At 66.1% G+C, this 25,708-nt stretch carries 25 protein-coding genes; 13 read left to right on the forward strand and 12 right to left on the reverse strand.

Annotated elements, in window-relative coordinates:
* The 5 genes from DKT77_RS19735 to tldD form a co-directional block, all read right to left on the reverse strand.
* On the reverse strand, positions 1-620 hold a 620-nt coding region (locus DKT77_RS19735), incomplete at its 3' end, for a CoA transferase subunit B (RefSeq protein WP_109810526.1).
* Complete coding sequence (locus DKT77_RS19740; RefSeq protein ID WP_109810527.1) at positions 620-1,324, reverse strand: CoA transferase subunit A; 705 nt, start codon at positions 1,322-1,324, stop codon at positions 620-622. The genes DKT77_RS19735 and DKT77_RS19740, both read right to left, overlap by 1 nt.
* Positions 1,325-1,413: 89 nt before the next feature.
* Positions 1,414-4,137 (reverse strand): type I DNA topoisomerase, encoded by a 2,724-nt coding sequence (gene topA, locus DKT77_RS19745; protein ID WP_109813358.1) that lies wholly within the window; start codon positions 4,135-4,137, stop codon positions 1,414-1,416.
* Between the two features lie 107 nt (positions 4,138-4,244).
* Positions 4,245-5,471 carry a DNA-processing protein DprA gene (gene dprA, locus DKT77_RS19750; RefSeq protein ID WP_109813359.1) on the reverse strand — a complete coding sequence of 409 codons (1,227 nt, stop codon included), beginning with the start codon at positions 5,469-5,471 and terminating at the stop codon, positions 4,245-4,247.
* Positions 5,472-5,617: 146 nt separating this feature from the next.
* Complete coding sequence (gene tldD / locus DKT77_RS19755) at positions 5,618-7,036, reverse strand: metalloprotease TldD (protein ID WP_109813360.1); 1,419 nt, start codon at positions 7,034-7,036, stop codon at positions 5,618-5,620.
* A gap of 176 nt (positions 7,037-7,212) precedes the next feature.
* Between tldD and coxB the strand changes: the two genes are divergently transcribed.
* The 12 genes from coxB to DKT77_RS19815 all read left to right on the forward strand — a co-directional run bounded on the left by coxB (position 7,213) and on the right by DKT77_RS19815 (position 17,976).
* Positions 7,213-8,073, forward strand: coding sequence for a cytochrome c oxidase subunit II (gene coxB / locus DKT77_RS19760; protein WP_109813361.1), 861 nt, complete (start codon positions 7,213-7,215; stop codon positions 8,071-8,073).
* Positions 8,074-8,131: 58 nt separating this feature from the next.
* Positions 8,132-9,073, forward strand: a complete 942-nt coding sequence (gene cyoE, locus DKT77_RS19765) for a heme o synthase (protein WP_109813362.1) — start codon at positions 8,132-8,134, stop codon at positions 9,071-9,073.
* Positions 9,058-9,261 (forward strand): hypothetical protein, encoded by a 204-nt coding sequence (locus tag DKT77_RS19770; protein ID WP_238548056.1) that lies wholly within the window; start codon positions 9,058-9,060, stop codon positions 9,259-9,261. Before cyoE ends, DKT77_RS19770 begins: the two co-directional genes overlap by 16 nt.
* Positions 9,258-9,863, forward strand: coding sequence for a cytochrome c oxidase assembly protein (locus DKT77_RS19775; RefSeq protein WP_109813364.1), 606 nt, complete (start codon positions 9,258-9,260; stop codon positions 9,861-9,863). Before DKT77_RS19770 ends, DKT77_RS19775 begins: the two co-directional genes overlap by 4 nt.
* A gap of 28 nt (positions 9,864-9,891) precedes the next feature.
* The gene (locus tag DKT77_RS19780) at positions 9,892-10,692 is read left to right on the forward strand and encodes a cytochrome c oxidase subunit 3 (RefSeq protein WP_109813365.1); all 801 of its coding nucleotides are present in this window, start codon (positions 9,892-9,894) and stop codon (positions 10,690-10,692) included.
* 80 nt (positions 10,693-10,772) lie between these two features.
* The gene (locus tag DKT77_RS19785) at positions 10,773-11,447 is read left to right on the forward strand and encodes an SURF1 family protein (RefSeq protein ID WP_109813366.1); all 675 of its coding nucleotides are present in this window, start codon (positions 10,773-10,775) and stop codon (positions 11,445-11,447) included.
* Positions 11,444-12,835, forward strand: a complete 1,392-nt coding sequence (gene thrC, locus DKT77_RS19790) for a threonine synthase (RefSeq protein WP_109813367.1) — start codon at positions 11,444-11,446, stop codon at positions 12,833-12,835. Before DKT77_RS19785 ends, thrC begins: the two co-directional genes overlap by 4 nt.
* Entirely contained in the window at positions 12,832-14,094 is a 1,263-nt protein-coding gene (locus tag DKT77_RS19795) for a M16 family metallopeptidase (RefSeq protein WP_109813368.1), read from the forward strand. The genes thrC and DKT77_RS19795 overlap by 4 nt, the downstream gene beginning before the upstream one ends.
* Positions 14,091-14,678, forward strand: coding sequence for a GNAT family N-acetyltransferase (locus tag DKT77_RS19800; RefSeq protein WP_109813369.1), 588 nt, complete (start codon positions 14,091-14,093; stop codon positions 14,676-14,678). Before DKT77_RS19795 ends, DKT77_RS19800 begins: the two co-directional genes overlap by 4 nt.
* A gap of 74 nt (positions 14,679-14,752) precedes the next feature.
* A complete protein-coding gene (locus DKT77_RS19805; protein WP_238548057.1) occupies positions 14,753-15,577 on the forward strand; it encodes an MBL fold metallo-hydrolase in 825 nt (274 codons plus the stop codon).
* Positions 15,570-17,003, forward strand: coding sequence for an FAD-binding oxidoreductase (locus DKT77_RS19810; protein WP_109813370.1), 1,434 nt, complete (start codon positions 15,570-15,572; stop codon positions 17,001-17,003). The genes DKT77_RS19805 and DKT77_RS19810 overlap by 8 nt, the downstream gene beginning before the upstream one ends.
* A 202-nt stretch (positions 17,004-17,205) precedes the next feature.
* Positions 17,206-17,976: a hypothetical protein gene (locus DKT77_RS19815; RefSeq protein ID WP_146205055.1), complete on the forward strand. Its 771-nt coding sequence runs from the start codon at positions 17,206-17,208 to the stop codon at positions 17,974-17,976.
* A gap of 91 nt (positions 17,977-18,067) precedes the next feature.
* Here DKT77_RS19815 and DKT77_RS19820 read toward each other — a convergent pair whose 3' ends face one another.
* The 4 genes from DKT77_RS19820 to DKT77_RS19830 all read right to left on the reverse strand — a co-directional run bounded on the left by DKT77_RS19820 (position 18,068) and on the right by DKT77_RS19830 (position 20,358).
* Positions 18,068-18,598: an adenine phosphoribosyltransferase gene (locus tag DKT77_RS19820; protein WP_109813372.1), complete on the reverse strand. Its 531-nt coding sequence runs from the start codon at positions 18,596-18,598 to the stop codon at positions 18,068-18,070.
* Between the two features lie 3 nt (positions 18,599-18,601).
* The gene (locus DKT77_RS19825) at positions 18,602-19,477 is read right to left on the reverse strand and encodes an S-methyl-5'-thioadenosine phosphorylase (RefSeq protein WP_109813373.1); all 876 of its coding nucleotides are present in this window, start codon (positions 19,475-19,477) and stop codon (positions 18,602-18,604) included.
* A 66-nt stretch (positions 19,478-19,543) separates the two neighbouring features.
* Positions 19,544-19,705: a hypothetical protein gene (locus tag DKT77_RS21285; RefSeq protein WP_238548058.1), complete on the reverse strand. Its 162-nt coding sequence runs from the start codon at positions 19,703-19,705 to the stop codon at positions 19,544-19,546.
* A 47-nt stretch (positions 19,706-19,752) separates the two neighbouring features.
* Positions 19,753-20,358, reverse strand: a complete 606-nt coding sequence (locus DKT77_RS19830; protein WP_109813374.1) for a flavin reductase family protein — start codon at positions 20,356-20,358, stop codon at positions 19,753-19,755.
* A gap of 131 nt (positions 20,359-20,489) precedes the next feature.
* Between DKT77_RS19830 and DKT77_RS19835 the strand changes: the two genes are divergently transcribed.
* Complete coding sequence (locus DKT77_RS19835; RefSeq protein ID WP_109813375.1) at positions 20,490-22,112, forward strand: acyl-CoA synthetase; 1,623 nt, start codon at positions 20,490-20,492, stop codon at positions 22,110-22,112.
* On the opposite strand, the gene DKT77_RS19840 is transcribed toward DKT77_RS19835, so the two are convergent.
* From DKT77_RS19840 to DKT77_RS19850, 3 genes are read right to left on the reverse strand one after another with little or no spacing between them, the layout of a single operon-like run.
* Entirely contained in the window at positions 22,109-23,128 is a 1,020-nt protein-coding gene (locus DKT77_RS19840; protein WP_109813376.1) for an aldose epimerase family protein, read from the reverse strand. The genes DKT77_RS19835 and DKT77_RS19840 overlap by 4 nt on opposite strands.
* 39 nt (positions 23,129-23,167) lie before the next feature.
* Positions 23,168-25,069, reverse strand: a complete 1,902-nt coding sequence (locus tag DKT77_RS19845) for a beta-galactosidase (RefSeq protein ID WP_109813377.1) — start codon at positions 25,067-25,069, stop codon at positions 23,168-23,170.
* Positions 25,066-25,689 (reverse strand): 2-dehydro-3-deoxy-6-phosphogalactonate aldolase, encoded by a 624-nt coding sequence (locus DKT77_RS19850; RefSeq protein WP_109813378.1) that lies wholly within the window; start codon positions 25,687-25,689, stop codon positions 25,066-25,068. The genes DKT77_RS19845 and DKT77_RS19850 overlap by 4 nt, the downstream gene beginning before the upstream one ends.
* Positions 25,690-25,708: the final 19 nt, after the last annotated feature.

Raw genomic sequence — 25,708 nt, forward strand, 5'->3', positions numbered from 1 at the left:
ACGATTGTCGCCTCGGTTGCGGCGCGGATGTCGTCTTCGGTGACGCCGTCGGCGGTCTCGACGATCTTCAGCCCGCCCTCGACCACGTCGAGCACCCCGAGATTGGTGATGATCCGGTCCACCACGCCGGTGCCGGTCAGCGGCAGCGTGCAGGCCTTCAGCACCTTGCTCTCGCCCGCCTTGTTCTGGTGGTCCATCACCACGATGACCCGGCCGACCCCGGCCACGAGATCCATCGCGCCGCCCATGCCCTTCACCAGCTTGCCGGGGATCATCCAGTTCGCCAGATCGCCGTTCTCGGCCACTTCCATCGCGCCCAGGATCGCCGCCGCGATCTTGCCGCCCCGGATCATCCCGAAGCTGGTCGCGCTGTCGAAATACGACGTGCGGTTCAACTCGGTGATCGTCTGCTTGCCCGCGTTGATCAGGTCGGGGTCTTCCTCGCCCTCGTAGGGGAAGGGCCCCATGCCGAGCATCCCGTTCTCGGATTGCAGTGTGATGTCCTTGTCGCCGACGTAATTGGCCACCAGCGTCGGAATGCCGATCCCGAGGTTCACGTACCAGCCGTCTTCGAGTTCCTGTGCCGCGCGCGCGGCCATCTGGTTGCGGTCCCAGGGCATCAGGCTTCCTCCCGCTTGCGCGTCGTGCGCTGTTCGATCCGTTTCTCGTGGTCGCCCTGCACGATCCGGTGCACGTAGATGCCGGGCAGGTGGATGGCGTCGGGGTCGAGCGCGCCGCGCGGCACGATTTCCTCGACCTCGGCAACGCAGACCTTGCCGCACATCGCGGCGGGCGGGTTGAAGTTGCGCGCGGTCTTGCGGAAGACGAGGTTGCCGGTGTCGTCTGCCTTCCACGCCTTCACGATGCTCAGGTCCGCGAAGATGCCGCGCTCGAGGATGAAATCCTCGCCGTCGAACTGCTTCACTTCTTTGCCCTCGGCGATCATCGTGCCGACGCCGGTCTTGGTGTAGAAGCCCGGGATGCCGCAGCCGCCCGCGCGCATGCGTTCGGCGAGCGTGCCCTGCGGATTGAATTCTAGCTCCAGCTCGCCCGACAGGTACTGGCGCATGAATTCCGCGTTCTCGCCGACATAGGACGACATCATCTTCTTGATCTGGCGGGTGGCCAGCAGCTTGCCGAGCCCGAAGTCATCGACGCCCGCGTTGTTCGAGGCGACGGTCAGGTCCTTGACGCCGCTTTCGACAATGGCGTCGATCAGAAGCTCAGGAATGCCGCAAAGACCAAAGCCCCCCGCCGCGATGAGCATCCCGTCCGACAAAAGCCCGTCAAGAGCCTCCGACGCGCTGCCGTACACCTTTTTCATATACGCATCCTTCCACGCAGTTTGCGGAACTTGTGACGTTGCGGTGCGGATGTGTCAACAAAATGCCGCAGCGCGGCGACGGGCGGCGGTCACTCCGCCGCCTTGGAAGAAGATTTCGACGCGGCTGTCTTCTTTTTCGCCGCCGGTTTCTTCGCGGCTGGTTTCTTGGCCGCCGGTTTTTTCTTGGGGGCCGCCTTCTTCTTCGCGCCGGTCTTGGCGGCCCGCTCCGCCAGGATCGGCAGCGCCTGCTCCAGCGTCATGGTTTCGGGGTCGATATCCTTGGGCAGCGTGGCGTTGACCTTGTCCCACTTCACGTAAGGCCCATAGCGGCCCTTCATCACGTTCACCGCGCCGCCGTCCGGGTGCTCGCCCAGCTCCTTGAGCGGGGTGGTCGGGGCGGGTTTTCCGCGCTTGGGCTTGGACGCCAGCACCTCCACCGCGCGGTTCATCCCGATCGTGAACACCTCGTCCACGTCCTCGAGGTTGGCATTGGTGCCGCCCTTGTGGGAAATCGACTCGGCGTGTTTCAGGTACGGCCCGTAGCGCCCGATATTGGCCCAGATCGTGACCCCGTCCTCGGGATGCGGGCCTATTTCGCGCGGGAGAGACAGCAGCTTGACCGCCTGTTCGAGGTCCACCTGATCTGCGGGCCAGTCCTTCGGGATCGACTGTCGCGGCGGTTTCTTGTTCTCCTCCGTCACCTCGCCGCGTTGCACGTACGGTCCGAAGCGGCCCTTGTGGGCGTAGATGTTGTCGCCCGCATCCACACCCAGAAGCTTGCCTTCGGGCGGAATTCCGCTGGCATCGGTGTCTTCCATACCGGGCGGGCCGAACGGGCGCGTGTACCGGCATTCGGGATAGTTGGAACAGCCGATGAAGGCCCCGCCCGACCGCGCGGTGCGCATCGAGAGGCGCCCGGCGCCGCAATTCGGGCAAAGCCGCGGGTCGGAGCCATCAGGCTTGGGCGGAAACAGGTGCGGCTCGAGCACCTCGTTGATCTTTTCCAGAACCTCGGTGATGCGCAGTTCGGCGGTTTCCTCGATAGCGGCCGAGAAGTCGCGCCAGAACTGGTGCAGCACTTCCTTGTAGTCCCGCTCGCCCGCCGATACGTCGTCGAGCTGGCTTTCGAGATCGGCGGTGAAGTCGTAGCCGACATACTTGCGGAAGTAGTTGACGAGGAACGCGGTAACGAGGCGGCCCTTGTCTTCCGGGATCAGGCGGTTGCCGTCCTTCACGACATAACCGCGATCCTGGATCGTGGTCACGATCGACGCATAGGTCGAGGGTCGACCGATGCCAAGCTCCTCCATGCGCTTCACAAGGCTGGCCTCGGTATAGCGCGGCGGGGGCTGCGTGAAATGCTGCTGCGCCAGCACGGCGCCGCTGTCGGACAGGATCGCTGCCGCGCTCTTGCGTGTCTCCACCACTGCATCGGCGCTGCCCGCAGCCTTTTCATAGTCTGCCTGAAGCGCGTCGCGAGCCGGGCTGACCGTGTCGCCTTCGGCGACCTGCGGCAGCCGGGCGCCCTCATCATCGCCGTCGTCGTCGCGACCCTCCTCGTAGACCTTCAGGAAACCGTCGAACAGCACGACCTGCCCGGTGGCCCGCAGCATCACCTGCTCGTCCGGGCTTCCCACGTCGATGGTCGTGCGTTCCAGCCGCGCGGCTGCCATCTGGCTGGCGATGGTGCGCTTCCAGATCATGTCATAGAGCCTGCGCTGGTCGCCGTCCGAGATGCGCAGCGCCGCGGCATCCCGGCCCATGTCCGTGGGACGGATGCACTCGTGTGCCTCTTGCGCGTTCTTGGCCTTGTTCTTGTACATGCGGGGCGACCCCGGCAGGTAGTTGTCGCCGTAGCGGTCCTTGATCGCGTCGCGCGCGGACATCACCGCCTCGGGAGCCATGTCGATCCCGTCGGTCCGCATGTAGGTGATCAGCCCCGCCTCATAAAGCCGCTGCGCCGCACTCATGGTCTGGCGCGCACCGAAGCCGAACTTGCGGCTCGCTTCCTGCTGCAGGGTGGAGGTCATGAAGGGCGGGGCGGGGTTGCGCGTGCCGGGCTTGGCTTCGACCGACCGCACGGCAAGGGCGCGCGAACTGACGGCCTGCACCGCCAGTTCGGCCGCCTCGGCGGTAGCCAGGTCGAACTTGTCCAGCTTGCGCCCGCCCAGCACCGTCAGCCGGGCCGTGAAGGTCTGCCCGCGCGGGGTTTCCAGCACGGCGCGGACCGACCAGTATTCGCGCGGCTTGAAAGCCTCGATCTCCATCTCGCGTTCGACGATGATGCGCAGGCACACGGACTGAACGCGCCCGGCCGATTTCGCGCCCGGCAGCTTGCGCCACAACACAGGGCTGAGGTTGAAGCCCACGAGGTAGTCGAGCGCCCGGCGCGCGAGATAGGCATGCACCAGTTCAAGATCGACCTGCCGGGGGTTCTTCATCGCTTCGGTGACGGCCGACTTGGTGATCGCGTTGAACACGACGCGGCTGACTTCCGTGGACTTCTTGATCGCCTTGCGCTTCGTCAGCGCCTCCTGCAGGTGCCAGCTGATCGCCTCGCCCTCGCGGTCAGGGTCGGTTGCGAGGATCAGCGCGTCATCGCCCGCAAGCGCATCGGCGATCGCCTTGACGTGCTTGCGACTGTCCGGCGAGATTTCCCAGATCATGTCGAAATCGTGGTCCGTATCGACTGACCCGTCCTTTGGCGGCAGGTCGCGAACGTGCCCGTAGGAGGCCAGAACGGTGTAGTCGTCGCCCAGATACTTGTTGATGGTCTTGGCTTTCGCGGGGGACTCGACAACGACGACCGGCATAAGCTGGGCTCCAGAGACAGGGACATTCCGAACGGGTGACCGCTAGATGTGACTGCGGGGCATTGCTTGTCAATGTCGGGCGGGTCCGGCGGCGGCCGTGTCGCGGGCTAGCTGCGGGAAACCATGCCACCGGCGTGGCGCACGATCCGCCCTTCAAGCTCCAGTTCCATAAGGGCCGGCGCAACGATGGTCGCGGGCATGGCGAGGTCGCGGATCAACTGGTCTTCGGGCAGCGGCGTCGGGCCGAGCCGGGACAGGATCGCGGCCATACGTTGCTGCGCAGGCTCGGGCACCGTGCCCTGCGGGCGCGGTGCGGGACGCGTCGTCAAAGAGGCCCGGACCGCGCGGTCGGCTGCCGCTTCCGGCGCGGCCGAGGGCGATGGAGATTCGGGTTGCGGGGGGCGCAGGGCTTCCGGGGCATCGGGCGCATCCGCGTCCACAGGGCCGAGCGCGTCGATCACGTCGGCGGCAGAGCGGATCAGTGTTGCGCCGTCTCGGATCAGCATGTTGCAGCCCGTCGCGCGCCCATCGAACGGATGGCCCGGCACGGCCAGCACGTCGCGGCCCTGATCGAGTGCGTTGCGTGCCGTGATCAGACTGCCCGAGCGCGCGGCGGCTTCCACCACGATCAGCCCGCGCGCCAGCCCCGAGATGATCCGGTTGCGGCGTGGGAAGTGCCGCGCCTGCGGGGCAAGGCCCATCGGCTGTTCCGACAGCAGAACACCCTGGTCCGCGATCCGCCGAAAGAGCGCCTCGTTCTCGGAGGGGTACGGCACGTCGATACCGCCGCCCAGAACCGCCACGGTGCCGGTCTTCAGGCTTGCGCCGTGAACTGCGGCGTCGATGCCGCGCGCAAGGCCCGAAACTGTGGCGAATCCCTGCTGACCGAGGTCCTGCGCAAGCTGGCGAGCCATCCGTTCCCCGAGGCTGGAGGCATTGCGCGCGCCCACCAGCGCGACCAGCGGCATTGCCAGAACCTCGGCCCGGCCACACATCCACAGAACGGGCGGGGGGTCGGGGATCCCGGCCAGCAGGGGCGGATAATCCGGATCGCCCCAGCACAAGAGGCGCGCTCCGGCCCGGCGGCCCGCACGCAACTCAGCCTCTACACTATCGGGTGCAGCGGCAGTGTAGTTGGTCACGCCCGCCCGTGCGGCGAGGTCCGGCAGCAGATCGAGCACGCGCGCGGCGCTTCCGTGTTCGCCCATCAGCCTGAAAAACGTGTGAACCCCGACGCCGCGAGAGCGAATGAGGCGGAGCCACGACGATCTGTCTTCTTCCGTCCTGGGTGAGGTGAGGGGTGTGGTGTTGGAGGAAAACAGGGTTTGTGTCATCGCGGCTCCGCCCGAGGGGTAAAGCCACCCTCGCGCCGCGGTGCTTAACTTTAGGTAAAATTGGACCGGAATTTTTGATGGTTTCTCCGGAAAACCCGGCGGGCTGGAGCGCGGCCGCGGCCGACGCTCCTTGCGTGCCGGGTGGGTTATGAAGATCCGCCGACCGTCAGGCGGCCGATCCGCAGGCTGGGCTGGCCGACCCCGACCGGCACCCATTGGCCCGCCTTGCCGCAATTGCCGATGCCGGGATCGAGAGCCAGATCGTTGCCGATCGCCTGGATGTGCTGCATCGCGGTGGGCCCGTCGCCGATCAGCGTGGCGCCCTTTACCGGCGCGCCGACGCGGCCATTCTTCACCCGGTAGGCCTCTGTGCAGGAGAACACGAACTTTCCGTTGGTGATGTCCACCTGCCCGCCGCCGAATCCCACGGCGTAGAGCCCGTCATCCAGACCGGCGAGGATGTCGGCGGGGTCTTCCTTGCCGCCGAGCATGTAGGTGTTCGTCATGCGGGGCATAGGCGGATGGGCATAGCTTTGCCGCCGCCCGTTGCCGGTCGCGGCCGCACCCATCAGCCGGGCGTTCTGGCGGTCCTGCATGTAGCCCACGAGGATGCCGTCCTCGATCAGTGTGGTGCGGTGACTGGGTGTCCCCTCATCGTCGATCGTGATCGACCCGCGCCGGTCGGGAATTGTACCGTCGTCCAGCACCGTCACGCCGGGGGCGGCAACGCGCTGTCCCATCAGGCCGGAAAACGCCGACGTCTTCTTACGGTTGAAATCGCCTTCAAGCCCGTGGCCCACGGCTTCATGCAGAAGTATGCCCGGCCAGCCGGGGCCAAGCACCACGTCCATTACTCCGGCCGGAGCGGCCTCGGCCTCGAGGTTGACCGACGCGATTCGCAGCGCCTCGCGCACGGCGTCCTGCCAATGGGCCGCGTCGGTGACGAGCGACAGCGGCCGCCGTCCACCCGCCCCAACCCCGCCGGATTCGCGCCGACCATCCTGTTCCACAATCACCGATACGTTGAGCCGCGTCATCGGCCGGATGTCCGACACGATCATCCCGTCCGGGCGCAGAATCACGACCTCCTGCTGCCCGGCAGCCAGCGTTGCCGAAACCTGCACCACCCTCGGGTCGATGTCCCGCGCGAAGGTGTCGATATCGCGCAGCGTGGCGATCTTCGCGGCGAAAGGGGCCTCGATCAGCGGATCGACGTCGGAGTAGAGCCGCGTGTTGGTTCCCTGCGGCGGTTCGGCCAAGGTCCCGCCGCCCGCGCCAACCGCCAGCCGCGCCGTGTCGCTGGCGCGCGCGAGCGCGGCCTCGGTCACTTCGGTGGAATGCGCGTATCCGGTCGTGTCACCGCGCACCGCCCGCAGCCCGAACCCTTCGGAGGCATCGTAGCTGGCTGTGCGCAGGCGCCCGTCATCGTAGCTCAGAACCTCGGAACGGCGGCGCTCCAGGAACAGTTCGCCATCATCTGCGCCGTCCGTGGCCGCGCGTAGCCGTGCAAGCGCGACGTCGGGGTCGATGCGCGTGGCGAACGGGTCAAACCTGTCTACGTTCATGTAAATCCGCTTTCATGTCTTTGATTCAGGTCAAACTGACCGGAATGTCGCAGGGCCGCATCTTGTTCCATTGCCTCAGATATGATCTTTGGGCTCATCACAACAATGGGTGACCACGCCCGGGCACGTCGAACCAAACTGCGCCGTGCCTTCGGCGAGATCAACAGGAAGAAAACATGCGAATCAAACTGCCGACCCTTGGGCTTGCCACCGCTGCGCTGACGGCCCTCGCCGCGCCTGCGGCTCTGGCGCAGGACGTGCTGGGTGATCTGCCGGTGGTCGGAAAGCCGATTCCCGGCGGCACGGGCTTCCAGCCGGCCGCAACGGAACTGGCGCGCGACCTGCAATGGCTCGACGGTTTTATCAACGTGATCATCATCGCCATCGTTCTGTTCGTGACGGCGTTGCTGGTGTGGTGCATTCTGCGATTCAACGAGAAGCGCAATCCGGAGCCGGGTACCTTCACGCACAACTCGCCTTTGGAAGTGGCGTGGACGATCGTTCCGATCATCATCCTAGTGTTTATCGGCGCCTTTTCGCTGCCGATCCTGTTCAAGCAGCAGGAGATCCCGGAGGCAGACATCACCATCAAGACCACGGGTTACCAGTGGTACTGGGGCTACGAGTACGTGGATGAAGGCTTCTCCTACGAGGCGTTCATGCTGGAGAAGGACGAACTGGCCGAGGCAGGCTATGCCGAGGACGAGTATCTTCTGGCCACGAGCGAACCCATGGTCGTGCCCGTCGGCAAGACCATTGTCGTGCAGGTGACCGGCGCCGACGTGATCCATTCCTGGACCGTGCCCGCCTTCGGCGTGAAGCAGGACGCTGTGCCTGGCCGCCTTGCGCAGCTGTGGTTCAAGGCCGAGAAGGAAGGCGTCTATTTCGGCCAATGTTCGGAGTTGTGCGGTCAGGCCCACGCCTACATGCCGATTACCGTGAAGGTCGTGAGCGAAGAGAAATACGAGGCATGGCTGGCGCAGATGCGCGAAGAGTATGCCGGTATTCCCGCCGACTTCGAGGTCGCTGCGCGCTGAGATCGCGCCCCCTGAACAAGCCCCGCCCGAAAGTGCCGGGCGGGACGGAGAAGACTGAATGACCGACGCAACATCCACACTGCCCGGAACACGGACCGGCGAGGCGGGGTTCGGCGATTACGTTGCGCTGCTGAAGCCACGCGTCATGACGCTGGTCGTGTTCACTGCCTTTGCCGGGCTGATGGTCGCGCCGGTATCGCTGCACCCGATGGTGGCGTTCGCGTCCATACTGTTCATCGCCCTGGGCGGCGGCGCGTCGGGCGCGCTGAACATGTGGTGGGATGCCGACATCGATGCCGTAATGCGCCGCACGCGGTCCCGCCCGGTCCCGTCCGGCGCGGTGCGCGGCGATGAGGCGCTCGCGCTGGGGCTGGCGCTGTCGGGCATCGCGGTCGTGATGCTTGGCCTTGCGGCCAACTGGGCCGCGGCCGGTCTTCTTGCCTTCACGATTTTCTTCTACGCCGTGATCTACACGATGTGGCTGAAGCGCTGGACGCCGCAGAACATCGTAATCGGAGGCGCCGCCGGAGCCTTCCCGCCGATGATCGGCTGGGTGGCGGCGACGGGCAGCGTGTCGCTTGAAAGCGTTCTGATGTTTGCGCTGATCTTCATGTGGACGCCGCCTCATTTCTGGGCGCTGGCGCTGTTCATGAAGTCCGACTACGCCGACGCGGGCGTGCCCATGCTGACCGTCACGCATGGCCGCCCGGCGACCCGCCGCCACATCGTTGTTTACACCGCGCTTCTGGCGCCGTTGGCGATCGGCACGGCATTCTCGGCCATCGGCGGGCCGGTCTATCTTGCGGTCGCAGTGATCATGAACTTGCGCTTCCTGCAGGGTGCCGTCGCAATCGCGCGGCGCGACGATGCCGCTGCCGAGGCGGACAATTACAAAGTTGAAAAAGCGTTCTTCCGCTTCTCGCTCTACTACCTGTTCGCGCATTTCGGCGCGCTGATGGTCGATGCGGGGCTGGACCGCTTCGGATGGGGGATCTGGTAATGTCGTTCGGCAAGCAGCATGACCTTCACCAGCGCCGGTTCGGGCGCAACCTGGGGCTTGGGCTCGTTCTTCTCGGGTTCGTGGCCGTGATGTTCGGGTTGACTGTGGCCAAGGTCGGCGGGGGCGCGCCCACGCAGGGCTTCGACCACGTTCTCCGTCCGGAAATGCTTCCGGAGACGTCGCAATGAGCCGGGCCGGGGTGCGCAACACCGCCTTCGCCACCGCGGGCGTCGTCGTGGTCATGGCCGGGCTGGGCTTCGCTGCCGTGCCCCTGTATGACCTGTTCTGCCGCGTTACCGGCTTCGGCGGGACGACATCTGCCTCTAGCCAGGCGTCGGACAGCGTGCTCGACAAGACAGTGAAGGTGCGTTTCGACGCTTCCACCGACCGCGACATGCCCTGGCAGTTCAAGCCGGTGCAGCGGACGATGGACCTCAAGATCGGCGAAACCGGGCTGGCCTTTTACGAGGCCTACAACCCCACAGACCGGCCCGTCGCGGGCACCGCCACCTACAACGTGACCCCTTATGCCGCTGGCGGCTATTTCACCAAGATCGATTGCTTCTGCTTCACCATGCAGGTGTTGCAGCCTGGTGAGCGGGTGCAGATGCCGGTGACATTCTATGTGGATCCCGAGATCGTCGAGGACCGTGAAGGCAAGTTCCTACATGAGATCACGCTGTCCTACACCTTTTATGAAACGGATGTGCCGGAGGACCGGCAGGCGCGCCTTGCGCCTGACGCCGGGGGCGCGCCCGACCCCGCACAGACCCAATCTTCCGTGAACTGACGAGCGACCGAGAGAGACAGAGCAACCCATGGCCCACGAAAAGAATCACGACTACCATATCCTCCAGCCGTCGATCTGGCCGCTTCTGGCCGCGGCCGGGGCGTTCTTCATGCTGTTCGGCGCCGTCCTTCTGATGCACGGCAGCGGGCCCTGGATGTTCCTCGCCGGTCTGATCTGCGTGTTGTACGTCATGTTCGGCTGGTGGTCCGAAACCGTGGCCGAGAACCAGGTCGGCGATCATACGCCGGTGGTCCAGATCGGCCTCCGCTACGGCTTCATCCTGTTCATTATGTCCGAGGTGATGTTCTTCGCGGCGTGGTTCTGGAGCTTCTTCAAGCATGCGCTCTATCCGATGGGCCCGGACAGCCCGGCTGTCGATGGCGTCTGGCCGCCGGTCGGCATCGAAACCTTCGATCCCTGGCACCTTCCGCTGATCAACACGCTGATCCTGCTTTGCTCCGGCGCGGCGGCGACTTGGGCGCACCACGCGCTGGTTCACGAGAACAACCGCAAGGACATGAAGTGGGGACTGATCCTCGCCATCGGACTCGGCGTTCTGTTCACCGTCTTTCAGGTGTACGAATACAGCCACGCGGCCTTCGGCTTCTCGGGCAACATCTATGGTGCGAACTTCTTCATGGCGACGGGCTTCCACGGCGCGCACGTGATCATCGGCACGATCTTCCTGACGATCTGCCTGTTGCGGCTTCAGGCTGGCCATTTCACCCCGGACAACCACATCGGCTTCGAAGCCGCGTCGTGGTACTGGCACTTCGTGGACGTGGTCTGGCTGTTCCTGTTCGCGTCGATCTATATCTGGGGCGGTTGAACCTTCCCCACTGTCAGGCGTAAAGCGGGGCGCGGGCCGAAAGGCCTGCGCCCTTCCCGTTCGCGCCGCACGGAGGCCTCATGCGACTTCTTCTGCCCCTGATGTTCGGCCTGGCCGGGACGGCGATCCTGGTCTGGCTCGGCCTGTGGCAGATGCAGCGGCTTGACTGGAAAGAGGCGGTGCTGGCCGACATGGAGGCGCAGATGACCGGTGCGCCGGTCGCGGTTCCCGCCGATCCCGATCCCGGAGCTGACAGGTACCTGCCGGTGCAGGCCAGCGGGACCATCGGCGCGGAGGAGATCCTGGTGCAGGCGAGCCTGAAGGCGGTTGGCCCCGGTTACCGAGTGATCGCGCCATTCGATCTTGGCGCGCGGCGCATCCTGATCGACCGCGGATTCATCCGCCAGACCGACCGTGACCGGCCGCGCCCTGCGGTGCAGGCAACCGTGACCGGTAACCTGCATTGGCCCGACGAGGTAGACGGCTTCACCCCCGATCCCGAAGGTCGCCTGTGGTTCGCGCGCGACGTGCCAGCGATGGCGGCGGAACTGGGCACCGACCCGGTCCTGCTGGTCGTGCGCAGAACCGACGAGGCGCCTTTGGCGGTCACGCCGCTGCCGGTCGACACTGCGGGCATTCCCAACAATCACCTGCAATACGCGGTGACATGGTTCCTGCTGGCGATCGTCTGGGCCGGCATGACCGCCTTCTTCGCAGCGCAGGCGCGCCGCAACCGTGAAAGCGAAAGCACATGAAGTACGTCTCTACCCGCGGCAAGGCGCCGGTCCTGAATTTCGAAGAAGCGATGCTGACCGGGCTGGCCCGCGACGGCGGGTTGTATCTTCCCGAGACGATCCCGGTGTTCGATGCCGCGCAGATCGCCGCTCTGGCGGGGCTGCCCTATGAAGAGGTCGCTTTCCGCGTCATGAAGCCCTTCATCGGCGACACCTTCACCGATGCGGAGTTCCGCGCCATCATCGAGCGGGCCTATTCCGGTTTCGGACATGCCGCGCGCGCGCCGCTGGTTCAGACCGACGCAAATCAGTTCCTGCTGGAACTGTTCCACGGACCGACGCTCGCGTTCAAGGATTTCGCGATGCAGATGATCGGCCAGATGTTCGAGGTCGCGCTGAAGCGCCGGGGCGACCGCGTCACCATCATCGGGGCCACATCGGGCGACACCGGCTCCGCCGCGATCGAAGCGTTCCGCGGACTCGATGCGGTGGACGTGTTCATCCTGTTCCCGCATGGCCGGGTGTCCGAGGTGCAGCGCCGCCAGATGACCACCCCGTCCGAGCCAAATGTCCACGCATTGGCGCTGGACGGAGATTTCGACGACTGCCAGGCGCGTGTAAAAGACGCCTTCAATCATTTCGACTTCCGTGACCGGGTGCGGCTGGCCGGCGTCAATTCAATCAACTGGGCGCGGGTGCTGGCACAGGTCGTCTACTACTTCACCGCGGCAACCGCGCTTGGCGCACCGCACCGCAAGGTCAGCTTCACCGTGCCGACAGGCAATTTCGGCGATATCTTCGCGGGCTACGTCGCGCGCCGAATGGGTTTGCCGATCCACAAGCTGGTGATCGCCACCAACCGCAACGATATACTGCACCGCACGATGGAAACCGGTGCCTACACCAAGTCGGGCGTGGAGCCGACGATCAGCCCGTCGATGGACATCCAGGTCAGTTCCAACTTCGAACGTGTGCTGTTCGAGGTCTACGACCGCGACGGCGCTGCGGTTGCGGACCAGATGAAGATGCTCGGCGAAAGCGGCAGCTTCCCGATCAGCCAGGGCGCCCTTGGCCGTTTGCGCGATCTGTTCGCCAGCGGCCGCGCCTCGGAAGAGGAAACCGCGGCGACGATCACCCGGTCCTTTGCCACGAGCGGCGAGATCCTTTGCCCGCACACTGCGGTCGGCGTGAAGGTCGCGCACGAACTTGCCGACCCGCAGGTGCCGATGATCACACTGGCCACGGCGCATCCGGCCAAGTTTCCTGACGCAGTCGAGGCGGCGATGGGTCGGCGCCCGCCGCTTCCCAACCGCATGTCGGACCTGTATGAGCGGCCGGAACGGGTGACCCGCGTCGCCAACGAATTGGTGGCCATCGAAACCCTCATCGAGGAGAAGATTTCAGCGTGAGCGTCGAAATTCATAGATTGTCCAACGGCCTGCGCATCGTCACCGAACGGATGCCGGGGCTCAAGTCCGCGGCCATTGGCCTGTGGGTCACCGCGGGCGGGCGGCATGAACGGCTGGAACAAAACGGTATCGCCCATTTCCTGGAACACATGGCGTTCAAGGGCACCAAGCGGCGGTCGGCCCTGCAGATCGCCGAGGCGATCGAGGATGTGGGAGGCTACATCAACGCCTACACCTCTCGCGAGATGACGGCATACTACGCGCGTGTGCTGGAAGATAACGTGATGCTGGCGCTGGACGTGATCGCCGACATCATCCTGAACCCGGTGATGGACCCCGCCGAGATCGAGGTGGAGCGCGGCGTGATCCTTCAGGAGATCGGACAGGCGCTGGATACGCCCGATGACATCGTCTTCGACTGGCTTCAGGAGGTCGCCTTTCCGGACCAGCCCATCGGTCGCACCATCCTTGGCGAAGCGGCCCGCGTGAAGGGCTTCTCGCGCGAGGATCTGTTCGGTTTCGTCGGCGAACGCTATGGGCCGGACCAGATGATCCTGTCTGCAGCCGGATCGGTGGATCACGATCAGATCGTTGCCGAGGCCGAGAAGCTTTTCGGGCATCTCAAGCCCGCGCCCTTCGCGCTGGCCACGCCCGCGCGTTTCGCCTGCGGCGAACACCGGACCGACAAGGCGCTGGAACAGGCGCATATGGCGATCGCGCTGGAAGGGCCCAGCTACCGCGACGACGACATCTATACGGCGCAGGTCTTTGCCACGGCGCTGGGGGGTGGCATGTCCTCGCGGCTGTTCCAGGAGATCCGCGAGAAGCGCGGCCTCTGCTACACGATCTTCGCGCAGGCGTCGGCCTATTCCGATACCGGTATGACCATGATCTACGCTGGCACCAGCGGCGAGCAGGTAGGCGAGTTGGCCCGCATCACCATCGACGAGTTGCGCAAGGCCACGCAGGAACTCAACGATGCGGAACTGGCCCGCGCGCGGTCACAGATGAAGGCGGGCCTTCTGATGGGGCTGGAAAGCCCGTCGAACCGTGCCGAAAGGTTGGCGCGGCTGGTGGCGATCTGGAACCGGGTGCCGCCGCTGGAAGAAACTGTTGACCTGATCGAGGGCGCGACCGCCGCCCGTATTCGCGACTATGGCACTCGGATCGCCGCGGCTGCACCGGCGGCAATGGCGCTTTACGGGCCGGTGTCGGGCGCGCCGTCGCTGGAGGAACTCAGGGGGCGGCTTGCGGCATGATCCGGCTGAACCGGAGCCGCGTGCAGATCGTGTCCGAAAGGATGCGTTTGCGTCCACCGATCCACGCGGATTTCCTGGTCTGGTGCGCGCTGCGGCGTGAAAGCCTTGAATTCCTGCAGCCTTGGGAGCCGACCTGGGCCGCCGATCACCTGTCCCGGCGCGGCTTCACGAACCGCGTGCATTGGGCGCGGCGCAGCATCGACAACGGCACGGCGCTGCCGCTGTTCCTGTTCCACGCGGGCACGGGCGACCTGCTCGGCGCAATCACGCTGGACAACATCCGGCGCGGTCCGGCGCAGGCCGCTACCCTGGGCTACTGGATCGGGGAACGGCACGCGCGGCAGGGCTACATGCGCGAGGCGATCCGCGCCGTCACGCACCACGCGTTCAAGGTGATGGACCTCAGCCGCCTCGAAGCGGCCTGCCTGCCCGAGAACGCGGCCTCGCGCGGGGTGCTGGAGAGTTCCGGCTTCAAGTACGAGGGCGTTGCGCAAAGCTATCTTCAGATCAACGGGCGCTGGCGCAATCATGTGCTGTACGCCAATTTGCGCAGCGACCGGCGCGGAAGGTCGGACGCAACCTGACGCGGCCGGCACGGCGGACGTGACCTTCGCGCCCGATGCGCTATGCTTTGCGGCATAGTGTCGGAGGAAGCCGGATGCGCCTGATCGCCCTGTTACTTGCCTGCGCCGTTCTTGCCCTGCCTGCCGCGGCGCAGGATCGCAAGCCAAGCCACTGCATTTCGCTGGTCCGCAACACGCCGGGACTTGCCGTCGTGCAGAAGGCTGCCTTCCGAAATCCGCTGCCGGAGTACACGGTCCGGCTGAGTTTCCTCGGCCATGCCATGTTTCTTCTGCAGACGCCGGGCGGGCAAAGCGCGGTGACCGACTATACCGGGTTCATCGGCAGCGCCGACCATGTGCCGGACGTCGCCACGATGAATCGTGCGCATTCCAGCCATTGGACCGAAGATCCCGACCCGCGCATTCCCCATGTCCTGCCGGGCTGGGACTTCGAAACCGGGCGCGCCGATCATTACCTGGAAACCGGCGATCTCATCGTGCGCAACGTGACCACAGACATCCGGAGCTATTCGGCTGAGGACGGCAAGGACGGCAATTCGATCTTCGTGTTCGAAACCGCAGGGCTGTGCATCGGGCATCTGGGACACCTGCACCACGAACCCACGCCGGAACAATACGCCGCGCTGGGACGGCTGGACGTCGTGATGGTTCCGGTGGATGGCGGCTACACGATGGACGTGCGGGCGATGATGCGCGTCGTGCAGCGGCTTCGGTCCTCGATCGTGGTGCCGATGCACTGGTTCGGCCCGAGCACGCTGGAATATTTCATTGACGGAATGTCCGGTGAATTTGCCGTCGAACGGCTGGATCGATCCTGGCTGGAGGTGTCGCTGCGCACGCTGCCCAGCCGTCCGACGATCATGGTGCTGCAACCGTCCTACCTGCGCCGCGATGAGTGACACGCTGTCCCGCCACCCGGTGCTGTCCGCGCTGCGCGGGGCGTTGCCGGAGGGTGCAGTGCGGGCGGCGGGCCCCGGCCACCTGGAGGAACCGCGCGGGCGTTTTCACGGACATGCGCTTGCGCTGGTGCTGCCGTCCTGCACACGCGAGGTCGCCGAAACGGTGCGCATCGCGGGCGCGGCAGGTGTGCCCGTGGTGCCTTATGGCGGGGGCACCGGGCTTGTCGGTGGGCAAATTGTGCCGGACGGTCCCGCCCCGCTTCTGATCTCGCTGGAACGGATGAACCGGCTGCGCGCCGTCTACCGGGCCGAGAACGTGCTGATCTGCGAAGCGGGCACAACCCTTCAGGACGTGCAGGACGCGGCATCGGCGCATGGGCTTCTGTTTCCGCTTGCGCTTGCGTCGCAGGGGTCGTGCCGGATCGGCGGAAACCTCGCGACTAACGCGGGCGGGGTGAACGTGCTGCGCTATGGCAACGCGCGCGACCTCTGCCTCGGGCTCGAAGCGGTGCTACCCGACGGCAGCATCTGGAATGGGCTGAAACGCCTGCGCAAGGACAATACCGGCTATGACCTGCGCAACCTGCTGATCGGTTCCGAAGGCACGCTGGGCGTCATCACCGCCGCCAGCCTGCGTCTGTTCCCGCGCCCGCGTTCCGAAGCCGCTGGTTTCGTGGCGGTGGACAGTCCGGCGGCGGCGCTGGACCTGCTGGCGCTGGCGCGGGACGACCTGGGCGAAGGGATCACCGCGTTCGAACTGGTCGCGCGGCAGAGCTTCGATTTCCTGTCCGAAACGCTGCCCGACCTGCGCCAGCCTTTCGGCGATACCCCGCCTGACTGGGCGGTGCTGATCGACGTGGGGCTGCATGGCGCGCAGGACGCCGGTGCGGCGCTGACCGTGCTTCTGGAACGCGCGATGGCGGCCGGGTTGGTGCGGGATGGGGTGCTTTCCGGTTGTGAGGCGCAGCGCGCGGCGTTCTGGGCCACGCGTGAGCAGATACCCGAAGCCAACCGACGTATCGGGTCGATCTCGTCGCATGATGTGTCGTTGCCATTGGGCGCGTTGCCGGATTTCATCGAGCGGGCACGCGCCGCCGTCGAGGCGTTGGGCCAGTTTCGGGTGAACTGCTTCGGGCATCTTGGCGACGGAAACCTGCATTACAACGTATTCCCGCCCAAGGGCGAACAGCGTGACCGCTACGCGGCGGCCTCGGACCGGGTGCGGCGCACGGTTCACGATCTTGTCGATGCGATGGGCGGATCGGTCAGTGCCGAACACGGGATCGGCCGATTGAAGGTGGCCGATCTGGAACGCTACGGCGATCCGGCGAAACTGGCGGCGATGCGCGCGATCAAGGCGGCGCTTGACCCGCGTGGGATCATGAATCCCGGCGCGGTGCTGCGGCAGGGCGTGCCGTCGGCCTGACACTGGCTGTGTCCAAACGCACGGTTTGAGGGTCCGGAATCCTTACCTTACGGGAAGGCCGCCGATCGGTTAACCTTAAGTTGCGAATTCAGAAAGGATGAGCCGATGAAGATGATTCTGTGTGTTGTCCTGTTGTCCGCCGCCGCGCCCGTTCTTGCGCAATCCTCGCCCAAATGCCCGGACGCCTACAAACCCTGCGGGAATGTCTGCTGTCCCAAGTAATGAAACTGGGAGAAAGACGATGCTCAAACGTGTCGCTATGGTACTCAGCGTCCTGGCCGTGCTTCTGGTCAGTGCTTTCTTGGTTAACAAGGTGACCGCCGTCACGCTGGACGATGTCGCATATCACTTCAGCCTTGGCCGAACGAAGGCCACGGTTGGCGTCAGCGGGGGGGATATCTACGCGATCTCGCCCGATGGCCTTGCCGAAACAAAGCTTTGTTCTTTGAAATTGCAGGAAGACTTCGTCACTCGCGTCAAGGTGGAGGCCCGCTTTACCAACGCCATCGGCGATACGCTTCCGTTCCTTGTGAACTGGGTGTCGCTGGGGTCTGAAGACAGCCTTGGCACGACGGAAGGTTTCAAGGCCGGCAACCTGCACTTCTCAGGCGAGTTCACGGAGCTTCAGCCCGACGCGCCTATGGGTGCACCGGCCGACTGCGAACGCAAGATGGCCGAGTTCATGAACCGCCGCCACCGCATCTGCATGGTGCGCAGTTCACTGATCCCGACCGAGAACGGCGTTTTCAGTGCCTATCGTTTCGACCAGCTGCAGATGTGGTTGCCCGAATCGATTTTCGAGATGAACGGTCTTGTGAAAAGCGATGCCGCACATGAGGTACAGACCCAGTCCTGCCCGCTAAGCTCGGCGGTTCCGTGGGATGTGGCTTTTCGCAAGTCGCTTCGGGTCATCAACATGGAAAACCTGCCCGACGAAGACGCGGAAGAGAAAGGCACGGACAAGGAAGTCTGACAGCTGATCGGCCAGGCCGCCCAACACGGCTACCCGATAAGAAGATCCTAACATCAGCCCGCGCGCGCGTGAGAGGCGCGGGCGGGCTGCATCAGTCTCCTTCGTAGGCGCAAAGGGCGTGGACTTTCATCCCCAGCCCTTCAAGACGCGCGCGACCGCCAAGGTCCGGCAGATCGACGACGAAGGCGCAACCCACGATGTCGCCGCCCAGCCGTTCCACAAGTTTGATCCCTGCCTCCGCCGTACCGCCGGTGGCCAGCAGGTCGTCCACGATCAGCACCGACTGGCCCGGCGCGATAGCGTCGTCATGCACCTCGACGGTGGCCTGGCCGTATTCCAGCGTGTAGTCCTCGGAGATGGTGGCGGCGGGCAGCTTTCCCTTCTTGCGCACCGGCACGAAGCCCGCTGACAGCTGGTGCGCCACGGCGCCGCCCAGGATGAAGCCACGCGCTTCCAGCCCGACGACCACGTCGATGCGCCGCCCGGCGTAGGGTTGCAGCAACTGGTCCACCGCGATGCGGAAGCCCCGCGGATCGGCGAACAGCGTGGTCACGTCACGGAACATGATCCCTGCATGGGGAAAATCGGGGATGGTGCGGATATAGTCCTGAACCTGTGCCATGCCTCAGCCCCCCAGCACGCGGCCGGCGACGGCGCGCAGCCGTTCCACCACCGCGGGGTCGCGCTTGTCCGGTGCGGTCAGGATCGCGTGGTCCAGCGCGCGGTCGCACCCGTGCGGGCAGGGTGCGCGGTCTTGTCCCAGCAGGTCCGGCAGCCGCGTGACCAGCGCCCGCGCATTGCCCGCGTTGGCTGTCAGGGTGGCGATGATCGCGGTGATCTCGACGGCGCCGTGATCCGGATGCCAGCTGTCATAGTCGGTGATCATGGCGACCGAGGCATAGCAGAGCTCCGCCTCGCGGGCCAGCTTGGCCTCGGGCATGTTGGTCATGCCGATCACATCGCAGCCCCACACGTCGCGGTACAACCGCGATTCGGCCAGAGTGCTGAACTGCGGGCCTTCCATCGCAAGATACGTGCCGCCCATGTGGACGGTGATCCCCGCCGCCGTGGCTGCTTCAAGGCAGGCCGCGCTCAGCCGGGGGCAGGTCGGGTGCGCGACCGACACATGCGCCACGCAGCCCGCGCCGAAGAACGACTTGTCGCGCGCGAAGGTGCGGTCGACGAACTGGTCCACGATCACGAAGTGGCCCGGCGCCATATCCTCGCGGAACGACCCGCAGGCCGAAACCGAGATCACGTCGGTCACGCCCAGCCGCTTCAGCGCGTCGATATTGGCCCGGTAGGGCACGGTGGTCGGGCTGTGCACGTGGCCGCGCCCGTGGCGCGGCAGGAACGCCATGCGCACGCCGTTCAGGCGCCCGGTCAGGATCGCGTCGGACGGGCTGCCGAACGGGCTGTCGATGCTGACCCATTCCGCCCCTTCGAGACCGTCCATGTCATAGACACCCGATCCGCCGATCACCCCGATGAAGGTTTCCATGCCGTGCTCCGTGCTGGTGGCGTTTCGCGGCAGACTAGGGGCAAACCGGCACGGGGAAAAGTGGGCTTACAGGCCCACCAGCGCGCGCAACTGAGGCATCACGATGGCGGCCGACACGCCCAGCACCGCGCCGAACACGAGTCGTCCATACCAGCGCCTGAACCGCGGCGCGAGCAGGCCGACAAGACCGCACAGCACGGCGTAGAAGGTGACCGGGAACATGTCCATGACGCAACGCTAGCACCCGGTGCCGCGCACGCGAAGCCAAAACGCACCTAGTCGTCCGGGCGGGCCAGTTCGAATACCTCGCGCACCACCGTGTAGTCGCGATAGCCCAGCCGCGAGAGCGGGTTGAAGCGCGTCACGTCGAACCGCCCGTCCACGATGCAGTCATCGCGCAGATGAAACCCGGTCACCTCGCCGAAGGCCACGAAATTCGCGGCGCCGGGCAGTTGCACGATCTGCGTCAGGCGGCATTCGAGGCTGGCGGGGGCATTCGCCACGCGGGCGCAATCGATGGTCTCGCATCCGGCCTTGGCGGCGCCGGCCTTAGCGAATTCGTCCACCTCACGCGGATGCGCGCCCGAAGAGGCGTTCATCACGTCGCGAGCGGCGTATTCCACGATGTTGACGCAGAACACACCGGTTTCGCGGATATTGGCCATGCTGTCCTTGGTGTCGCCCCGGTCCGGCTTGGTCGAGGTGGAGGCGAACATCACTTGCGGCGGCACATAGGCCACCGCGTTGAAGAACGAATAGGGCGCAAGGTTGTCGGCCCCGTCCGCCCCGCGGCTGGAGATCCAGCCGATCGGGCGCGGTGCGACGATGGCGCCGAACGGGTTGTGCGGCAGGCCGTGGCCGTCTTGGGGGGTGTAGAACATTGCGGGCTCCGTCTGGGTCGGCCCTTCGGTGCCCTGACGGGCCGCGATTTGCAAGCCCGCCGCGCTTTGGGCTTGCGGCGCGCGGGCCCATCGGGTGACCCTGCGGGCCAGCACAATGGGGGGGAGACCGCATGGCGAACATCTATCAACAGGGGCTGGACAAGGGTCCGGCGAATTATGAACCGCTCACGCCGCTGGCTTTCCTGCGCAAGACGGCGCTGGTCTATCCCGACCATCCGGCCGTGGTCTATCACGCGGTGCGCCGGACCTGGGCGGAAACCTATGCGCGCTGCTTCATGCTGGCAGGCGGGCTGGCGCGCTGCGGCATCGGCCGGGGCGACACTGTGGCCATCGTCGCCGCCAACATACCCGAGATGTTCGAGGCGCATTTCGGCGTGCCGATGTGCGGCGCGGTGCTGAACACGATCAACACCCGCCTAGATGCCGAGATGATCGGCTTCATCCTGAACCACGGCGAGGCGAAGGCGGTGCTGGTCGATCCCGAGTTTTCCGAAGTGGTGGAACGGGCGATCCGCATCTCGGGCCGCGACATGCTGGTGATCGACATCGAGGACATCAGTTTCGAGGGCGGGAAGCGGATCGGCACGATGACCTATACCGAACTGCTGGCCGGGTCTGACCCGGACTACGAATGGGTCATGCCGCGCGACGACTGGGACCCGATCTCGCTCAACTACACGTCGGGCACCACGGGCAATCCCAAGGGCGTCGTCTATCACCACCGGGGCGCGCATCTGAACGCGGTGTCCAACATCGCCACCTGGGCGATGCCCCACCACGCCGTCTATTTGTGGACACTGCCCATGTTCCACTGCAACGGCTGGTGCTTTCCCTGGACACTGGCGGCGAATGCCGGCACGGCGGTCTGCCTGCGAGCGGTGCGGGCCGACGTGGTGTTCGACCTGATAGGGCACGAAAAGGTCACGCATTTCTGCGGCGCACCCATCGTGATGAACATGCTGGCCAACGCACCTGACCATCTCAAGCACCGCATCCGCAACCCTCTGAAGGCGATGACCGCGGGCGCCGCCCCGCCCGCCAGCGTGATCGAGAAGATGGAAGCGATGGGGGTGGAGATCACCCATGTCTACGGGTTGACCGAGACCTACGGCCCATCGGTGATCTGCATGCCGCAGCGCGGCTGGCAGGGGCTGCCGCCCGACCGGCTGGCACGGCTCAAGGCGCGGCAGGGCGTGGCGAACATGGCGCTGGACGACCTGATGGTCGCGGATCCCGAAACCATGCAGCCGGTGCCAGAGGACGGCACCACAATCGGCGAGATCTTCATGCGCGGCAACTGCGTGATGAAAGGATATCTCAAGAACCCCTCCGCCACCGAAGAGGCTTTTCGCGGCGGATGGTTCGCGTCGGGCGATCTCGCGGTGAGGCACCCGGACGGCTATGTCGAGATCAAGGATCGTTCCAAGGACATCATCATCTCGGGCGGCGAGAACATTTCTTCGATCGAAGTGGAGGACGTGCTGTACCGCCACCCCGACATCATGGAGGCGGCGGTGGTCGCGCGGCCGGACGAACGCTGGGGCGAGACGCCCTGCGCGTTCGTGACCCTCAAAGACGGCCGGACCCTCGGCGCGGACGAGGTGATTGCCTTCTGCCGCGAGAACATGGCGCACTACAAGGCGCCGCGCCACGTGGTTTTCGGCCCGCTGCCGAAGACATCGACCGGCAAGATCCAGAAGTTCCAGCTCCGCGAGCGGGCGCGCGAGGTTTAGCCAGGCCGGGAGAAGCGCCAGCGCGTGATCTGCCGCACGGCAGTTCCGCCCTCCACCCGGACCGACGGAAAGCCGGGCCGGTTCGGCGCGTCGGGCCAGCCCTGCGGTTCGATGGCAAGCCCGCAGCCCGGCCCGATCGGGCTGCCCGCGTGGTCGCGCGCGGCGCCGCCGTCGAACCCAGCGGCGTCATAGATCTGCACGCCGGGTTCGGAGGTCGAAACGTGCAGCGCAAGGCCGCCTGCGCCAGTCAGTGTCAGCACCTCCACCGGGGCGCGGCGTACCCGCGACAGGCAGAAATTGTGATCGAGCACGGGCAGCGTGCCGGGGCCGATCGGGCGCGGGTCCCGGAAATCGAACGCGCTGCCCGCCACCTTCGCCACTGCGCCGGTGACCAGTGCGGTCTCGTCCACCGGCAGGTAGTAGTCCGAGGCGATGCGCAGGGTGTGGCCCGACAGATCCGGCGTTCCGTCGAGGTTCCACAGCCCGTGCGGTGCGAAGTTGATCCAGGTCGCGGCATCGGTCGCCGCCATCACGGTCAGTTCCAGCGTGTCGGGACCGGTCAGGGCGTATTGTGCCGCGATGGTGCGATTTCCGGGAAAGCCGCCCGTGCCGTCCGGCAGGGCCAGTGTCAGTGTCGCGCGATCGGCGCGGGCGACGTCGATTTCCCAGTTCCGCGCGTGGGTGCCGTCCGCACCGCCATGAAGCGTGGTGGTGCCGCCCTCGTTCCGGTCGAATTGGTGCTCGATGCCGTCCAGCCGTGCCCGCCCGCCCGCTATCCGGTTCGCCACCGGCCCTACTATTGCGCCGAAATAACGCAGCGGGTCCTGATAGGCGCTTGCGTCGGGGCTGCCGACGGTCAGGGCGTGTGGCACGCCCGCCAACCTGAGATCCTGCAAGATCGCGCCCCGGGTCAGAAGCGCCACGCGGATGGATCCGTTGTCGAGGATCACGCGCTGCACGGGGCGGCCGTCACAGGACTGAGGCAGGGCGGTCACGCCGACGGTGGGCTGGGTCATGGCGTCACCTAAGCGGCTGCGCCGCGCGCTGGCAAGCGGTCATCGCGCCCGCCATGCGACGCCGGCGGGCGGAAGGCTGCGCCCCTCCCAGACAACGGGGTCGGGTCCGTAGTTGAACGCGAAACGGTGGGTCGCGGTGTCGCGCAGCCGCAGGCCTTCGGGCAGCGATTCGGTCTCTATTCCCTGCTGCGCGCAGGCCGCCCGGATCAGGCGGCGCAGCGCCGCGGCATCGGGCCAGCCACCCAAGTAGTCCAGACCGCCCGCACGTACGATCAGCGGCGCACCGGCTGCGTCCGTCTCCAGCACCTCCGCGTCGCCCTGCAAGTGCTCGCGCCAGTGCAGCACGTGGCCGCCCCCCGACAGTGGCTCGGTCATTCCCGGCGGCAGGCTTTCGACCTGGGTGATGCGCAGGTCCATCCCCGGCAGGTTCGGCGGCAGCGGGACCGGCGTCGCCATCGCGTCGGCCTTGGCATTGCTTCGCGGGCCGATCAGCGCGCGCCCGCCAAAGCCGTCCAGCGCCCGCAGCGCCGAAGGGCGCAGGCGGGCAAGGCCGGGCATCAGAACGACGCGGTAATCGCCCAGATCAGCCGCGTGGGGCGGCAAGATGTCGATCGACAGGCCCAGTTCGCGCGCTCCCCGATACCAGCAAAGCACCATGCGGAAATAGTCGAAATCCGCGCCCTGCGGCTGCACCGCCCAGGCCCAGGCGGCTTCGTAGTCGAAAACCAGCGCGACGGGTGCGCGGGCGGGGGCGACATCGGGCATCGCGGCCAGTTCGCCCGCGACCTGCGCGGCCTCGGCCAGACCCGGCGCCGCGCTGCTGTCGGGCAGGAGCAGCCCCGCATGCATCTGTTCCTGCGCGAAGGGCGCCTGCCGCCAGCGGAAGAAGGCGACGGTTTCGGCGCCGTGGGCGAAGGCCTCCCAGGTCCAGAGCCGCACCATGCCGGGCAGGGGCGCGGGGTTCCACGGTGCCCAGTTCACCGGTCCGGGCTGCTGCTCCATCACCCACCAGCGTCCGCGCCCCACCGCCCTGTAAAGGTCGTGGTGCAGCGCCTGCATGTCCGGATCGCCCTGCCGCAGGTATCGGCGCTTGTGATCGGCATCCGCCTCGAGCCGGTCGGACAGGAAGCCGATCGGGTAGCTGTCCCAGCTTGCGATGTCGAGATCGGCGCCCACCGCGAAATGGTCGTACGCCAGTTCGCGCCCCATGTAGTTGTGCAGGATCGGCGCGTCCGTGTGGCGGCGCAGAATATCGACCTGCATCCGGTTGAAGGCCACCACCTGCGCGCTTGAAAAGCGCCGGAAGTCGAAGGCATGGGCCGGGTTCGGTTCGGTCACCGTCAGGTTGGGCAGACCGATCTGATCGAAACTGTCATAGGCCATGGACCAGAAAACGTTGCCCCACGCACGGTTGAGCGCGTCGGGCGACTGATATTCCTGCGCCAGCCAGTCGCGGAAGGCCGCGGTGGCGGCGGGCGAGTAGCTGAGCACCGTGTCGTGGCAGCCGTACTCATTGTCGGTCTGCCAGGCGATGACGCGCGCATCGCGGCCATAGCGGCGGGCCATGGCTTCGGTGATGCGCGCGGCCTCGGCCCGGTATCCCGCGTGGCTGAAGCAGTAATGCCGCCGCGATCCGAAGCCGCGCGGGCGCCCCTGCGAATCCAGCGCCAGCATGTCGGGATGACGGTCGAGCATCCAGCGCGGCGGCGTCGCGGTCGGCGTGCCGAGGATGATCTCAAGCCCCGCGTCCCCCAGAACCCCGATCGCGCGGTCGAGCCAGCCCCAGTCGAAGCGGCCTGGTTCCGGCTCCATCAATCCCCATGCGAATTCGCCGATGCGCACGCGGGAAATGCCTGCGGCCACCATGCGCGCGGCATCCTCGGGCCACTGCGCTTCGGGCCAGTGTTCGGGGTAGTAGCACACGCCAAGGCTGCGTTTCATGCCAGGGTCGCCCCGTTGCCCTCCAGCCGCTCCCAGGCTGCGACAAGGTCCGCCGCGCGGGCGGCAACCTCGGCCGCGCTGCGCCCCGGCGCGTAGAGTGCGGTGCCGATGCCGAAGCCGCTGGCCCCGGCCTGCCGCCAAGCGGCGAAATTGTCCGGCCCGACGCCTCCCACCGCAAACACCTGCGCGTCGGGCGGCAGTACCGCGCGAAGGGCGGCCAGCCCGTTCGGCCCCAACAGCGAGGCCGGGAAGATCTTCAGCCCGTCGGCCCCGGCCTTCAGCGCTGCAAAGCACTCGGTCGGCGTGAAGACGCCGGGAAAGCTGGCCATGCCGCAGATCCGCGTCGCGCGGATCACGTCCGGGTCGCAATTGGGCGATACCACCAGCCGTCCGCCAGCCGCCGACACCAGTTCGACCTCGGCCGCGGTCAGCACGGTACCGGCGCCGATCAGCGCATCCTGGCCGAAGGCAGCGGCCATGGCGGCGATGCTGTCCAGTGCATCGGGCGAATTCAGCGGCACCTCGATCCGGTCGATTCCCGCGCCGATCAGCGCCTCGGTCACGGGCAGGGCGTCGGGCGGGGTGATCCCGCGCAGGATGGCGATCAGCGGGCGGCTCATGGCGGCTCCTTGTGGTGGC

It is taken from the genome of Meridianimarinicoccus roseus (assembly GCF_003172915.1).
GTDB classification, from domain to species: domain Bacteria; phylum Pseudomonadota; class Alphaproteobacteria; order Rhodobacterales; family Rhodobacteraceae; genus Meridianimarinicoccus; species Meridianimarinicoccus roseus.

Bases quoted from the DNA above. Each gene is read 5' to 3' on its own strand.
- DKT77_RS19770 (WP_238548056.1), top strand. From the start codon at position 9,058: ATGGGGGATCTGGTAATGTCGTTCGGCAAGCAGCATGACCTTCACCAG.
- DKT77_RS19780 (WP_109813365.1), top strand. From the start codon at position 9,892: ATGGCCCACGAAAAGAATCACGACTACCATATCCTCCAGCCGTCGATC.
- cyoE (WP_109813362.1), top strand. From the start codon at position 8,132: ATGACCGACGCAACATCCACACTGCCCGGAACACGGACCGGCGAGGCG.
- DKT77_RS19800 (WP_109813369.1), top strand. From the start codon at position 14,091: ATGATCCGGCTGAACCGGAGCCGCGTGCAGATCGTGTCCGAAAGGATG.
- topA (WP_109813358.1), bottom strand. From the start codon at position 4,137: ATGCCGGTCGTCGTTGTCGAGTCCCCCGCGAAAGCCAAGACCATCAAC.
- DKT77_RS19825 (WP_109813373.1), bottom strand. From the start codon at position 19,477: ATGGAAACCTTCATCGGGGTGATCGGCGGATCGGGTGTCTATGACATG.
- DKT77_RS19845 (WP_109813377.1), bottom strand. From the start codon at position 25,069: ATGAAACGCAGCCTTGGCGTGTGCTACTACCCCGAACACTGGCCCGAA.
- DKT77_RS19815 (WP_146205055.1), top strand. From the start codon at position 17,206: ATGTCTGCTGTCCCAAGTAATGAAACTGGGAGAAAGACGATGCTCAAA.
- DKT77_RS19835 (WP_109813375.1), top strand. From the start codon at position 20,490: ATGGCGAACATCTATCAACAGGGGCTGGACAAGGGTCCGGCGAATTAT.
- coxB (WP_109813361.1), top strand. From the start codon at position 7,213: ATGCGAATCAAACTGCCGACCCTTGGGCTTGCCACCGCTGCGCTGACG.
- dprA (WP_109813359.1), bottom strand. From the start codon at position 5,471: ATGACACAAACCCTGTTTTCCTCCAACACCACACCCCTCACCTCACCC.
- DKT77_RS19740 (WP_109810527.1), bottom strand. From the start codon at position 1,324: ATGAAAAAGGTGTACGGCAGCGCGTCGGAGGCTCTTGACGGGCTTTTG.
- DKT77_RS21285 (WP_238548058.1), bottom strand. From the start codon at position 19,705: ATGGACATGTTCCCGGTCACCTTCTACGCCGTGCTGTGCGGTCTTGTC.
- DKT77_RS19805 (WP_238548057.1), top strand. From the start codon at position 14,753: ATGCGCCTGATCGCCCTGTTACTTGCCTGCGCCGTTCTTGCCCTGCCT.
- thrC (WP_109813367.1), top strand. From the start codon at position 11,444: ATGAAGTACGTCTCTACCCGCGGCAAGGCGCCGGTCCTGAATTTCGAA.
- tldD (WP_109813360.1), bottom strand. From the start codon at position 7,036: ATGAACGTAGACAGGTTTGACCCGTTCGCCACGCGCATCGACCCCGAC.
- DKT77_RS19775 (WP_109813364.1), top strand. From the start codon at position 9,258: ATGAGCCGGGCCGGGGTGCGCAACACCGCCTTCGCCACCGCGGGCGTC.
- DKT77_RS19785 (WP_109813366.1), top strand. From the start codon at position 10,773: ATGCGACTTCTTCTGCCCCTGATGTTCGGCCTGGCCGGGACGGCGATC.
- DKT77_RS19840 (WP_109813376.1), bottom strand. From the start codon at position 23,128: ATGACCCAGCCCACCGTCGGCGTGACCGCCCTGCCTCAGTCCTGTGAC.
- DKT77_RS19820 (WP_109813372.1), bottom strand. From the start codon at position 18,598: ATGGCACAGGTTCAGGACTATATCCGCACCATCCCCGATTTTCCCCAT.
- DKT77_RS19810 (WP_109813370.1), top strand. From the start codon at position 15,570: ATGAGTGACACGCTGTCCCGCCACCCGGTGCTGTCCGCGCTGCGCGGG.
- DKT77_RS19830 (WP_109813374.1), bottom strand. From the start codon at position 20,358: ATGTTCTACACCCCCCAAGACGGCCACGGCCTGCCGCACAACCCGTTC.
- DKT77_RS19850 (WP_109813378.1), bottom strand. From the start codon at position 25,689: ATGAGCCGCCCGCTGATCGCCATCCTGCGCGGGATCACCCCGCCCGAC.